The organism is Marinobacter halotolerans, from assembly GCF_008795985.1.
GTDB lineage: Bacteria > Pseudomonadota > Gammaproteobacteria > Pseudomonadales > Oleiphilaceae > Marinobacter > Marinobacter halotolerans.
On sequence record NZ_VMHP01000001.1, the window covers coordinates 195,071 to 208,411 of the forward strand.

At 48.3% G+C, this 13,341-nt stretch carries 12 protein-coding genes; all 12 read right to left on the bottom strand.

All coding sequences use genetic code 11. The features are described 5' to 3' along the window. Positions 1-4: 4 nt before the first annotated feature. Positions 5-1,420: a lipopolysaccharide biosynthesis protein gene (locus tag FPL19_RS00850; protein ID WP_150909703.1), complete on the bottom strand. Its 1,416-nt coding sequence runs from the start codon at positions 1,418-1,420 to the stop codon at positions 5-7. A 34-nt stretch (positions 1,421-1,454) separates the two neighbouring features. Continuing rightward, positions 1,455-2,390 carry a glycosyltransferase gene (locus tag FPL19_RS00855; RefSeq protein ID WP_150909705.1) on the bottom strand — a complete coding sequence of 312 codons (936 nt, stop codon included), beginning with the start codon at positions 2,388-2,390 and terminating at the stop codon, positions 1,455-1,457. A gap of 18 nt (positions 2,391-2,408) precedes the next feature. Further along, on the bottom strand, positions 2,409-3,536 hold the full coding sequence (gene wecB, locus FPL19_RS00860) for a non-hydrolyzing UDP-N-acetylglucosamine 2-epimerase (protein WP_150909707.1): 1,128 nt from the start codon (positions 3,534-3,536) through the stop codon (positions 2,409-2,411). After that, positions 3,529-4,539 carry a polysaccharide biosynthesis protein gene (locus FPL19_RS00865; protein WP_150909709.1) on the bottom strand — a complete coding sequence of 337 codons (1,011 nt, stop codon included), beginning with the start codon at positions 4,537-4,539 and terminating at the stop codon, positions 3,529-3,531. Before FPL19_RS00865 ends, wecB begins: the two co-directional genes overlap by 8 nt. A 22-nt stretch (positions 4,540-4,561) precedes the next feature. Continuing rightward, positions 4,562-5,755 carry a glycosyltransferase gene (locus FPL19_RS00870; RefSeq protein WP_150909711.1) on the bottom strand — a complete coding sequence of 398 codons (1,194 nt, stop codon included), beginning with the start codon at positions 5,753-5,755 and terminating at the stop codon, positions 4,562-4,564. Positions 5,756-5,761: 6 nt separating this feature from the next. Beyond that, entirely contained in the window at positions 5,762-6,844 is a 1,083-nt protein-coding gene (locus FPL19_RS00875) for a DegT/DnrJ/EryC1/StrS family aminotransferase (protein ID WP_150909713.1), read from the bottom strand. Between the two features lie 30 nt (positions 6,845-6,874). After that, positions 6,875-7,450, bottom strand: coding sequence for a UDP-2-acetamido-3-amino-2,3-dideoxy-D-glucuronate N-acetyltransferase (gene wbpD, locus FPL19_RS00880; protein ID WP_150909715.1), 576 nt, complete (start codon positions 7,448-7,450; stop codon positions 6,875-6,877). Between the two features lie 2 nt (positions 7,451-7,452). Then, positions 7,453-8,403: a Gfo/Idh/MocA family protein gene (locus FPL19_RS00885; RefSeq protein WP_150909717.1), complete on the bottom strand. Its 951-nt coding sequence runs from the start codon at positions 8,401-8,403 to the stop codon at positions 7,453-7,455. 17 nt (positions 8,404-8,420) lie between these two features. Continuing rightward, entirely contained in the window at positions 8,421-9,482 is a 1,062-nt protein-coding gene (gene wecA / locus FPL19_RS00890; protein WP_225314241.1) for a UDP-N-acetylglucosamine--undecaprenyl-phosphate N-acetylglucosaminephosphotransferase, read from the bottom strand. A 121-nt stretch (positions 9,483-9,603) separates the two neighbouring features. Further along, positions 9,604-10,704, bottom strand: a complete 1,101-nt coding sequence (locus FPL19_RS00895; RefSeq protein ID WP_150909719.1) for a glycosyltransferase family 4 protein — start codon at positions 10,702-10,704, stop codon at positions 9,604-9,606. A gap of 107 nt (positions 10,705-10,811) precedes the next feature. After that, the gene (locus FPL19_RS00900) at positions 10,812-11,975 is read right to left on the bottom strand and encodes a hypothetical protein (RefSeq protein WP_150909721.1); all 1,164 of its coding nucleotides are present in this window, start codon (positions 11,973-11,975) and stop codon (positions 10,812-10,814) included. Between the two features lie 3 nt (positions 11,976-11,978). Further along, a complete protein-coding gene (locus FPL19_RS00905; RefSeq protein WP_150909723.1) occupies positions 11,979-13,274 on the bottom strand; it encodes a glycosyltransferase family protein in 1,296 nt (431 codons plus the stop codon). Between the last annotated feature and the right edge of the window lie 67 nt (positions 13,275-13,341).

The following is a 13,341-nucleotide window of genomic DNA, read 5'->3' on the forward strand; positions in this document are numbered from 1 at the left end:
CCGCCTACGCCTTGATCATGCGCATACGAGCCTGGACATAAACATTTGTGATCTCTTTTCTGAACAGAACCATGCTCGCAATGCCCAGCAGTAACCAGACGATCCAGATGACAGCCCCCAACTCGGGCCCGATAACCGCGGTCAGGATCGCCACTCCAACCATCATTGAAAGACAGATATACATCTTCGTTCTCGGAAACCCTCTCCAGATAAACGCCGAAGCCTCCGTATTCAAAACAAACAGAAGTGAAAAGGACAGAGTATTTGAAATTACAGCACCTGTCGCACCAAATCGGGGAGTTAAAAGCCAGCAAAGCAAGACATTTGCTACAAGGGCGATGACAGCAGTACCCAGAGATAAGGAATTCTTTCTCCGTAAACCTATGCCCACACTGGTCACAATCGATAGTGTGTACAAAAGAGGCTGTACCATGGCGCAGACGATGAGATATTTTACCTGCAGATAATCTTCAGGAAGCAGATAATCCACCAGCCACGACAGACAACCGGTTACGGCCGCAAACAGGCATATGGCCGCAAGCACAGACTGAGCGACATAACCCACGCGGCTCATATCAACATTACTGGAATCCCACTTGAAAACCAGCGGGGCCCATATGATGGAAAATATCGATTGAACCAGGACCGCTGCAGCAGAAAATCGCAGGGCGACAGAATAGGTTGCCAACTCCGAAAACGTCGACAGGGTTCTAAGAGAAAATATGGTAACGGCGCTTATTGCCTGAAATGCCAGGCCAGCCACCACCAGCGGCAGGCCATAGCGGAACAATCGCCTCAGAAGAGCGCTGTCCAGCGAAGCCTTAAGACTCTCTTTCAACTCTCTGCGTGTATTCCAGCCAAAAACGAGCAGAACGACAACCATCGAGAACACTGACGCAGAAAAAAGATGAATTAACGTTTTTTTAAATGGTAACGCGATAAAAGCCAATACAATCGCAAGCAGAACGAGCTTGGGTATTATCTGGCTCATCGAGAATGCCAGCCCCCTTTCCTGCATTCTCAGAATCAAAGATAGAAAACGCGAAAAATAATTGAGAACAACAGCGCCGACAGTCAGAAAAATCACAACATCGCTTTCAATACCAAACAGGAATTCGGAAATGAGTTCACTGAATGACATGACGCCTGCGGATAGAATCAACAGCAACCAGAAACCGGGAAGCACACTGTTTTTGAAGAGGCGGGCCTTGTCATCCTCCAGGTGATACTCTCGGGTATAGGCCTGATCGAGGCCAAAAACGGAAACGACCAACACCAGAGACAACACCGTCTGGAAAACACCAAACCTTCCAACGTCCTCAGGAGAGAAAGCCCAGGTGATCAGTGGCGTGGTTGCAAGGCCCAGAATGGCAGCGCCGATTGGCCCAATCGCAAATCCGATAATATCTTTAATATTCAAAAGAGTTGATCACCTGTTATGTTCGGCAGATTTCTCAAACTAGCCGTTTCAATGACCGGTAGACCAAAACCGCTGCACCATATGAATAGCCTGACACAAAACAAGCCGTAATCCGCGGAGCGTCCAAAACTTTCAGCACAGCAACAGACCTTCCCAGACATCTGGCCGCCAGGCTGAAATAGCCCTTTTTCGCAAACACTTTTCCTATTTCCGCAAAAGCAACAGGCTCTGATTTTCCAAAAAACGCCATTACCTCAGCAGGCTCTATTTCATCAATCCATTGCTTTCTCATCGTGATATTCTCTGAGACGCGCCAAGGGATACGCGTGCCTAACTGCTCGCTATGCACTCGCCCCGTCACAAGACTTTCCGGTACGTGGACCGCAGTGTATGTCCCACCCAGCCTGAACCACATGTCGTAGTCCTGAGTGGCTTTTAACTGTGGATTAAATACACCACAAGCACGGAAGGCCTCCGCCGGGATCAGCATGGTACAACCGTGAATATCGCTGTTCACCAACAGACGACACCGAAACCCCAGCGGATTCGTTCCCTCCAGCTTTACCCTTTGATCTACATTCGTATCGACGTTAAAAAGACTGTAATCACTATAGACGACATGCCTGGATGATTGGTCAAGATTACGCAAGACCTCGACCTGCCTGGCGACCTTATCGGGTGAATACAGGTCGTCGTGGCTTAGCCAGGAAAGATAATCACCGCTCATCTTCTCAATGGCCATATTGAGTGCGGTTGAGACCCCCCCATTTTCCTTGCTGAAGTATTGAATAGAATCGCCATAACTCCTGGCGATACTCTCGGTTTTACCCTCGTCGTCAGAACCATCATTGATAACCAGTACTTCGAGATTATCGTAGGTCTGACCGAGCGCAGACTCGATGGCCTCTGCCAGAAAATTGGCCCCGTTATATACCGGTATGACAATCGACACCTTTGGATTAAATTCCATAAAATTCGGCCACCTGAATCAACACTTGCGCCATACTGTACGGTTGACGTAATCCGTATAGCTCAAGACCACCCGCACAACCTGTTTAGAAACAGCACCACCCTCGTAATCGCTCACCAATCGAAAAGCCCTTTCTGACGGATCATGCTGGCTGGTAACCACTTTCACCGCATCAAGAATCGAGCCTTTACTCAAACCGCTCATAATCAGCGTGCCTTCATCCATTCCTTCCGGCCGCTCGTGAGTGTTGCGTATCGTTATCGCTGGCAGATTAAGTAAAGAGGCTTCCTCCGTGATGGTGCCACTGTCCGACAACACACAGAACGCCCCCATCTGTAACCGCAGATAATCAAGAAAGCCAAAAGGTTTAACAAATCGAATCAATGAATGGGTCAGGTCAACGCCGAGGGCATCCAGGCGTTGCCTGGTCCTGGGGTGCGTGGACACAATTACCGGCAATTGGTACTTGTCGGCAAGTGCTCTAAGTGACTCGATCAGCTCCTTCAAGTTATCCTGAGAGTCAACATTCTCCTCCCTGTGAGCGCTTACGATAAAAAATCTTCCAGCCTCAAGGCCACTTCGCTCCAACACGTCCGATTGCTGAATCTTGGGCATGTAGTAATTGAGAACTTCGTGCATGTGGGAGCCGGTTTTCAGAATTGTTTCAGGACGAATTCCCTCAGCAATCAGATATCGGCGGGCATGCTCTGTCAAAACCATATTGATATCACTCAAATGGTCTAAGACTTTTCGGTTCAGCTCCTCGGGCACCCGCTCATCAAAGCACCGGTTGCCAGCCTCCATATGGAAAACAGGTATTTTCCTGCGTTTCGCCGCGATCACGGCCATACAGGAATTGGTGTCACCATATAGCAACAGCGCATCCGGCTTTTCAGCTGCAAAAACTTCATCCGCCTTTGCAATCACCTCTGCAATGGTTTTGGCAGCAGTATCGCCGGCAGCCCCCAGAAAGTAATCCGGTTTGCGGATCTCCAGGTCGTCAAAAAATACCTGGTTCAGTTCAAAATCATAATTTTGCCCCGAATGTACCAGGATATGGTTAACCTGTTTATCCAGTTCGGCGATCACGCGGCTCATTTTGATCAGTTCAGGGCGTGTGCCAACCAGCGTCATAACCTTAAGCATGGAGTTGCTCCTTAACATACTCCAGCTTACCAACCAGGCTTTTTACCTCAGGAACGGTCAGACGAGTTGTGTTATGAGATGTATAATCTTCCGACTGGGATATTTTTTCCTCGCCCTCCACAAAATACTTCCGGTAGTTCAAATCACGGTTATCGGCCAGGATCCGGTAATATCGCCCCATATCCTCTGATTTTGCCATTTCCTCTCTGGAAATGAGCGACTCATAAAGCTTCTCACCATGCCTGGTGCCAATGATCTTGATGGCATTGTCTGCACCAAACAGCTCTTTCAGTGCCTGCGCAAGGTCCTGAACTGTCGACGCCGGCGCTTTCTGTACAAAAATATCCCCCTGCGCCGCGTTCTCAAACGCATGCAAAACCAGATCCAGCGAATCTTCCAGCGACATCAGAAACCGGGTCATACCGGGATCTGTTACAGTTAAAGGCTCATCGTTCTTGATCTGCTTCAGGAACAAAGGAATAACGGACCCCCTCGACGCCATAACATTCCCGTATCTGGTGGCACACAGAACCGGCCCGCCCTCAGGCACAAGGCGTGACTTAGCCACCATCAGCTTCTCGGCCATGGCTTTGGAAATACCCATCGCATTGATCGGGTAAACCGCCTTGTCGGTACTCAAAACGACAACCCGCTTTACATTGCTTTCAATGGCCGCATTGAGGACATTCTCAGTGCCAAGAACGTTAGTCCTCACAGCTTCCATTGGGTGGAACTCACAGGAGGGCACCTGTTTGAGAGCGGCTGCGTGGAAAACGTAATCAACACCTACCATCGCCTGTTTAATGCTGTCATGTGACCTTACGTCACCAATGTAAAACTTGACCTTGTCGTTTGATAAGGCAAGCCTCATGTCCTCTTGTTTTTTTTCGTCCCGACTGAAAATTCGTATTTCACGGATATTCGTATCCAGAAACCGTTTAAGCACTGTCTGACCGAATGATCCCGTGCCGCCAGTGATCATAAGAACTTTATCTTCAAACATTATAGACACCAGGTTAAAGCGCTTACGCGCTCTCGAGTTTATCTTGAAAGGAGTTTATCGCCTGACTGTATTTATCAGTAAGCTGCCGCGCCACGGCAGCACCAGAAAACCGGACATGTGCGCGGGTAGCAATCGTGCCAGAATCGAACGCATCAATGGTCTCCGACATTTGCAGCATGGCAGCAGCCAGTGCGCCGGGATCTTTAACGGGCACCAGCAGTCCGTCTCCCCGTTCAAGGATACATTCCGGCCCACCGCATCGGGTTGCGATCACGGGTAATCCTGCCATCAAGGCTTCTGCAGCGACCACACCGAACGTCTCGTAGTGACTGGAAATCACCATCACATCAGCCTGTTCGAGTAGTGCGGGGACCTTCTCTGGCTGGATCATTCCTAAAAAGCGCACGCTCCCGGAAATGCCAAGCTCACCCGCCTGCTTTTCAAGCGCTGCACGGGAAGGTCCATCACCTGCAAGCCAAAGCTCCGCACCAGGATTGCTCCGGGCAACGTCCTGAAAGGCTTCTACCAGATCGGACTGGCCCTTGTTTTCTGTCATCAGGGCAAGATTAAGAAAAATGGTCGAGCTTTTCTTTTCGCTGCGGCTTTTGCGAGTATTGAAGCGATCTGAAACGACGTTAGGTACCCAATGCCATTGCCCTTGACTGAGAGGAAAACACTCACCGAGTACATCACCCAGCGCCGGGCTCACCGCGATCAGCGGGCACGCGCCTGCAAACCCCTTTTGCGCCAGATCTAATTGCCAATGGGCGTAACGGTTTCGCGCAAACCCACTGCTGTGCTCCGTCAGCACCACCGGGATACCATGCTCCCGCCCCAGGACTACGGCTACTGCCCCGCCAAAAATCACACAATGGGCATGCAAAACATCCGGTTTACCGTGCTGATCAATGTAGCGCTTCAACAACTGGCGCGCGGCACGCCTGAACAGCCAGTAATTGCCGTAAGGCACGCGTGGCAATGCCGCAAGCAGGCTTTTCCGGTACGTTGGAATGCCTGCATCCAATTCGTAGGATGGTGTTGATTGTGCCAACGGTTCAGCCTTTCCAAACAACGTTTTCAGAGAGCGGAATTTCGGCGCAACCACACCAACCTGGTGGCCGTAATTGGACAGCGCCAAAGCCTGATCGCGGAAAAACACGCCCTGAACGTCTTCAGGGCTAGCGGGATACCAGGAAGGAAGAAAAAGAATGTGCATTTAAGCCTAAAGCCCGCGAAGAGCTTCAACAACTCTGGCCAGATCACTTTCAGCAAGATAGGGGTGCATTGGCAAACTAATCACGGTTTCCGCCATCTCGTCACCAACTGGCAGATTCACTGAAGCATCCTCAACCGCTGGCTGTTTGTTCAGCGGAATGGGATAGTGCACCGCCGTCGGAACTCCTGCTTTACTCAGCCTTTCCTGAACCTCATCCCGGTTGCTTACCCGCATCGTATATTGCGCCCAAGCCGAGACATTGTGGGCTGCAACATAGGGCGCCGTATCAACACCGGCGTCTTTCAGCAACTGCGCGTAGGTATCAGCGACCCGGTTACGCAACTGAACTTCTTCTTCCAGAATATCCAGTTTGGGCAGCATAATGGCGGCCTGCAATGTGTCCAGCCGACTGTTCACCCCAACACGGACATGGTGATACCGCCTGTCCTGACCATGGCGGGCGATTTGTCGCAGAATAGTGGCCAGCTCGTCATCGTTGGTAAAAATTGCGCCGCCATCCCCGTAACATCCCAGAGGTTTACTGGGAAAGAAGCTAGTGCAGCCGATTGTGCTCAGATTGCAGGATTTCCTGCCATTGTAGCTGGCACCGAAACTCTGGGCGCCATCTTCAATCACTGTAAGGCCGTGCTTTTGGGCGATGGTGTTGATAGTGTCGAAGTCGGCGCATTGGCCATAAAGGGAGACCGGAATAATGGCTTTCGTGCGCGGCGTAATGGCGCTCTCGAGCTTTTCCGGGTTCAGATTGTAGGTTTTCGGGTCTATGTCGACGTAGACAGGCCTGGCGCCCAATACGGCAGGGGTTTCTGCGGTTGCAATGTAGCTGAATCCGGGAACAATCACCTCATCCCCCGGGCCAACACCAATCGCCATCTGGGCAATCTGTAGCGCATCGGTGCCATTAGCCACGGTAATGCAGTGTCTGGCACCGCAGAAGGTAGCCAGCTTTTCTTCCAGCTCTGCCACCTCGGGGCCGAGGATATACCTGCCATGGGCAAGTACCTTCTGGATATTGGTATCGATTCTGTCTTTTATTCTGGCCTGCTGGGCCGCCAGATCCACAAACTGCATACAGGTTTTACCTTTCTGAATTACATTAAATCAGGCACGCGACAATTCGCCGTCAATCAACAGGTACCTGGCCCCGGTATGTGCACAGACTGCCTCGCCCTTACCCTTAAGTGGCAGATCCAGTTGCTCACCGAACTCGCTCATCCAGCCAATCTGCCGCGCAGGAACACCAACCATAAGAGCGTAAGCGGGTACATCCTTATTCACCACCGCACCAGCACCAATAAAGGAGAATTCGCCGACAGTCACACCGCAAACGATCGTGCAGTTGGCACCCAGCGTAGCACCGCGTTTAACCAGCGTATCCCGGTACTCATCTTTACGTTCAATCAGTGACCTGGGGTTATAGACATTGGTAAACACCATGCTGGGGCCACAGAACACACCCTCTTCCAGATGCACATTATCGTATACCGAAACGTTGTTCTGAATCTTGCAGTTGTCGCCCACGGTCACCCGGTTCCCGACAAAAACACCCTGCCCCATCGAAACGTTCTTGCCTATCCGGGCGCCACTGCAAACGTGAACAAAGTGCCACACCCGGGACCCTTCGCCAATCTGGGCTCCGTCATCTACAATGGCACTGGGATGAATAGTTACCGGCATAATCAAACCTTCTTCAGGAACGGATGATAATTCCCGACTGGGCCAACCGGCGTGGCATTGCGAATATTGGCAACCGTCTCGATAGCAACGCGGTTCGCCTCAAGCCCATACCCGCGGCCAGCCAGAATCTCTTCATAACTACGCGTGTGAAGATCGGCAAAGCCACCGGAGAATTCCAATTCTTCACCATCCACCGTAATCGAACGATACGTGCGCTGCCCCTCGGCTTTTGCACTGTCTGGAACAAACCTATAGTCCACAGACAGGAACCAGCGAACCCTGGCCTTCTCATACTCCAGGTAACCAGCGGCCATCGTATCGCTACTGTGATGGACTACATTTTCCTGCAGTTCGCCGAATATAAAGTGCAGCATGTCGTAGAAGTGAACACCAATATTCGTCGCAATACCGCCGGACTTCTTCTCGTCGCCCTTCCAGGACTGCATGTACCAGTGACCGCGGGAGGTTATGTAGGTCAAATCAACCTCATGCTTGGTTGACTTCTGTTCGCGCTGGACTTTTTCGCGCAATTCAATAATGGAAGGATGCACCCGGAGCTGGAGAATAGTATTCACCTTTTGCCCCGTGTCTTTCTCAATTTCCTGAAGACCATCAATGTTCCATGGGTTCAGCACTAAAGGCTTCTCACAGATCGCGTCGGCGCCTGAACGTAGGGCGAACCGCATATGGCTGTCGTGGAGGTAATTCGGGGAACAGATGGAAATAAAGTCTATTGCCTGGGGGTCACCCGCCCTGTGAAGCTTATCGATATGGCGGTCAAAGCGTTCAAACTCAGTGAAAAAATCTGCATCAGGGAAAAAACTATCAATAATGCCAACTGAATCGTTTTTATCCAGTGCCGCCACCAACTCGTTGCCAGTGTCTTTGATGGCTTTCATGTGGCGAGGGGCTATGTAGCCAGCAGCGCCAATTAGTGCAAATTTCTTGCTCATTAAAAATCTCTCATTAACTAATCAGAAAGTTTTATCTTCCGGAACAGAACCAACAACCGCCAAACACGATTCAAAGCCCACTCATAGACCGTAAATGCCCCGAGAAAAAGAGCAAACATGATCCACTCAGGTATCTTGAAGTACTCCCCAGCCAGACCAGTGACTGCGAACAGTAGTGAAAACAGGGTAATTACCACAAGCGCTTCCCTATCAGAAAATCCAGCTCGCTGGAAGATATGATGCAAATGTTCTCTATCCGGCTTCATTACTGACTGCCCTTTCCGGGCTCGGCGCACCATGATAGCAATCATGTCCACAAGTGGCACAGCGATGACCCAAAGTGCGGTCACGGGACGAAACGCTTGGATTTCAGGCTGAGTGCCTTTTACCAACAGCCAAACCACAGAAAAACCTATAAACATTGAGCCTGCGTCCCCCATGAATATTCGTCTCCTGAAAGGAGGTATTCGGAGGTTCGCGGCAAGATAAGGCAAAAGAGCGACTGCAATCGAAAATGCAAGCGCCAGCTCCAGCCCACCTCCCCCCGCAATAAAAAACAAGAGCGATAAAGAGGAAAGCGTAACCAAACTCATGCTCCCCGCTAGGCCATCGATACCATCAACCATATTGAAAGCGTTTATAGCCCCAATAATCGCAGCAATAGTTACAATCGGCCCCAGCCACCCTAACTCAATCACGCCCAAGCCAAACAGGTCGCCAATATGCACCAAAGAAACGCCAGAACCGTACGTTAAAAAGGTACCCAGTCCAATCTGAGCGAATAGCCGGAACCGAGCAGGAATATCACGGGCATCGTCTATTCCACCTAGCGAAACTAATAGCACCGACGCAAGCAGATAGATTCCATACCCTCCCGAAAAAGGCATGAAAGTAACCCAAGTCGCTAGCACCCCAAAAAATACGCTCAACCCCCCAGTCAGAGGTACGTCTCCAACATGCACTTTGCGGTGGTCGGGCAAATCAAGTAAACGCACCTTGACGGCAACCGGCTTTAGAACGAGAATCGAAACCAGCGCAATAATACCTGAGTAGAGGCCCATATAACCTATTGATTCCATGTTTATCGCCGCTTCAAGTCTAAATTTTGAAATTCATGAAAATAACCAAATTGCATATCGTTCCAAAGTCAAGCTGAAGGCTCCAACTCTCTGTCTACCATACAAAGTCACACCCAATCACTCACTGCGACGGTTCACTTTGAGCCGCATTGACATAAGCCTCGATCACCAGCCTCTCATCAAACTTCTCCACTGCAAGCTGTCGAGACTGATGACCCATCCGTTGAACTTCGACATCGGAAAGTGCCAAAACCTTTTCCATCACATGAACCAGAGAAGTGACAGACCTCGGTAAAACAAAAAACCCATTCTTACCCTCCAAAACTGTAGTCCGACAGCCTGGACGGTCAGTTGTAATCAAAACTTTTCCTGCTGCCGCCCCCTCCAACAGAAAGCGCGGAACACCCTCTGGATAATAAGTGGGCAAAACTACGCAATCTACCTCCGAAATAGTCACTGGCATATCATTTATTTGGCCCAAAAAACGAACAACTCTTTTATCTACATACTCCTTAATTTCCGAATCCTTTATTGATCTATCAGACCGATCTGGCACCCCCGCGAGCCAAAACTCAACCGGACTGTCGGTCTTAGAAATCACTTGCTCAGCCGCCGAAAGATACTCAAGAACTCCTTTTTCCCGTATCAGCCGGCATGCCAACAAAAACCTGAAAGGAGTGGACTCATAATTGTTAGAAGGCCTAAACAGAGATAGATTTACCCCAGATCCCGGAAGAAGGAGATGGGGCACTTTGTCCAATAACCCGCGTTTCTCAAATAGGTCAAGATCAACTTCATTTTGAAAAAAAATTGATCTTGCTCTTTTATATGCCAGATCGACAGTAACGCGATATAAAAAGCCCTTCCAACCGCGTATCTGGCTGGCGCTCCCAGTCCCTGATACATTCGGGATGCAGCGAATGCGAAGTAAAATACAAGCGAGAAGCCCGTATAGGTTAGTTTTAGGATTAAAGGAAAAAACCAAATCAGGGCATATATCCTTTAAAATAGTATGTATAGAAAGCAAGGACCGCAGTTCTGAAAATATATCCGTGCCAGAACCGTCTAGCTTGAACGTCTCCAAAATTATTGGCAGATCTCTAAGAAAAGCCTCACCGCTATTTTCAGGACATAAAACAAATACGTCGTCACCTCGCGCCAAAAACGCGTCAATTGTCGATCGCCGAAAATTATTGATGTACCAGCCGGTGTTCGCAAGCATTACTATCTTAATAGATGCAACCCTTATTTTAAATAAATGAAAAATTAATAAGTTGGACTAAAATATATTCGATCAAATAAAAGACAAAATAAATTAAACTATAAGAATCAATACAACAAGTTATAATTTTGTATTTTATTTCTTGAGACCGTCGACATAGAGGCTGAAAAAAGAATCCAGAAAATAGTGAATCGGGTTCCATTATGGGTCATTCCATAAAGCATCGCCGGGCCAGCAATGCATGCCATGCCCCAAAACCCGTAAATTGAATGAAGCTTAATGGCCCAAAGTAAAAGAGCAGACCCAAATATAAGAAAGCCAACTATTCCATAGTTATTCAGGACGCTGGCTAGCGTCGAATGAACCTCATGCCCAACAATATTGGATGCCTGACTGTCACCTAAGCCGAACACAAATGCCCATGCATTCGCGTCAAGGAACGCAAGATACCCTCTTTCAAGGAGTGAACTATCAGCTTCGGAAAACATACCTTGTAGGCGCTGGACGAAAGCGAAGTCGCCAGCTAAACCTGTGACGTAGAAGTAAATAGCAGCTATCAGCAAAAAAGCCACAAAAATCAACCAAAAAAAACTAACATAAAGCTTCGCGCGAAAAGATTTTTTATTTGGATCTAAAGCGGGCTTAAGGGCTATAAATATCACTAAAAAATTTGAAATCATCGCAGCCTTAGAAAGCGAGAAGATAGAGAGCATTAGAGCGATAAAACAAATGGCAACCGCAAAAAAATATCGGATTATGAAATTTCTGTACATTAAATATCCAAGGGAAAGAAGACATACAGAAAAATAACCTAGCTGATTCGGGTTATTAAAAACCGCAGTTGAACGCCCAGCATCACCAGAGTATAGCGAAACACCAGAAGCAACGGTAGATCCTAAAACTATTGCACATGAGATTAAAATCCCTGGAACAAGGATTGACATCCCGTAATCTCTACAATAAGTGTAGACCGCGCATGAAAGAATAAAGTTATAGAAAAAATATACCCCGTTTATAATTGAGTTACTTCCATCAAAAACTGCGTAAAAGCTTTCAACAAAAAACGAGTATACTGAAATAGCCGCTAACAGAATCGCCCATGAATTCGAAGGAACCCCTTTCCTGCAAAGAACAGCAACGGAGAAGGTTGCCAATAGAGCATGAGATGGCTGAATACCACCCGAGTCAAAAACATAGACAGGCAGCAGTGCAACCCCTATGACTAGAAGCCAACCTTCAATGCTGCGGCTTGCTATCGTAAAACGATACAAAATTTAGACCTCGCGGTCTTTTAATTTTTCACGCAAAGTCTCAAAAAATTCAATAGCTTGAGTTCTTCGGGAATATTTTAATATCTCTGTTAGATTAGGTTTGTACTGATCGTAAAGTCCGTTTCCTTGTAAAGTGTCAAGCACAAGAGCTTTTAATGAGGGGAACTGGCTGGGCCCAACTACACTGCCAGTGCCCGTTTGCCGGAGCACTCCTCCAATTTCGTAGTCTGGCTGGCTGCCAATGCATAAAATTGGCTTTCCTGAAGCAATATACTCGAACAGTTTTCCAGTGAGAACACCTCGGGCTTCAGGCGCCGTGCTTTCCAGCAATAACAATATCCCAGCTGATCGCTGAGCAAGAAGCGCTTCCTCCCGGGAAACATGACCTTTCAAGCGTATGAATGGTGCGTATTGCATGTTTTCGGCAAGCCGGGCTGCCAAATCGGCCCTCGAACCATAAAAATCAATTGTGACTTCACCTGTCGATATTAGACCATCTGAATGAAGTTCGACGAGGGCTTTAAGAAGCGGTGTTGGATCTCGGTGACCTTCATATATCATTCCTGTATAGACAATTCGCATTGGGCCACTGGGCTTTACCGGTAAGGTAGAGAACCTATCAAGAAGCGAATTTTCATTGACATCAAACCCATTGGGCACATACAGCACTTCCTTGCCGGTCAAGTCACGAAGCTTGACTCCCATATCTTTAGAAACTGCTGAAAGAAGATCTGCCCGCGTAGCGACTGTATTCATTTCAGTATCTCGGGAAAGCTCCTTGTTTTGCCTCGACATGACCGTTAGATGATTTTGACTCCATAAATCCCGATAATCCGCTACCCAAAAAAGCTCAGGATTTGCCACTTTCATGTCGTACCCAATCAAATGGGATGCAGCAGGGCCGTAGGTACTGACCACCAAATCCACGTCAAGGGCCAAGCGCCCCGCTATTGGCCTTGCAGAGTAACGCCAACTTAACCGCGGATCAATTGAGATGATACTTCTTTTATTTACCCAGTTTTTTATCTTTTTTGCTAAAGTTCGAACGGCATCAAAATTTAAGACTTTTTTTATTAGTTTGAGACGCGTAGATCCTATTACTTCAATTACTTTGACTCCCTCGATAGGCGGGAGGTCTAAGTCAAGTGGTTCATCATACAGTTGTTTATTGGCCGTTAAAATAGTTACGCTTGCGCCAGCTTCAGACCAATAACGCGCCCAAGCATAGGGACGATGCGTTCCAATAGCATTGCGGGGCGGCCAGTTATAAGTGATTATTGCGATACGTAAATTTTTCATGGAATGCCCATCAAAACACTTAATAATGTTTGTTTAATATTATAATATAAAATTCAATTATCTCATT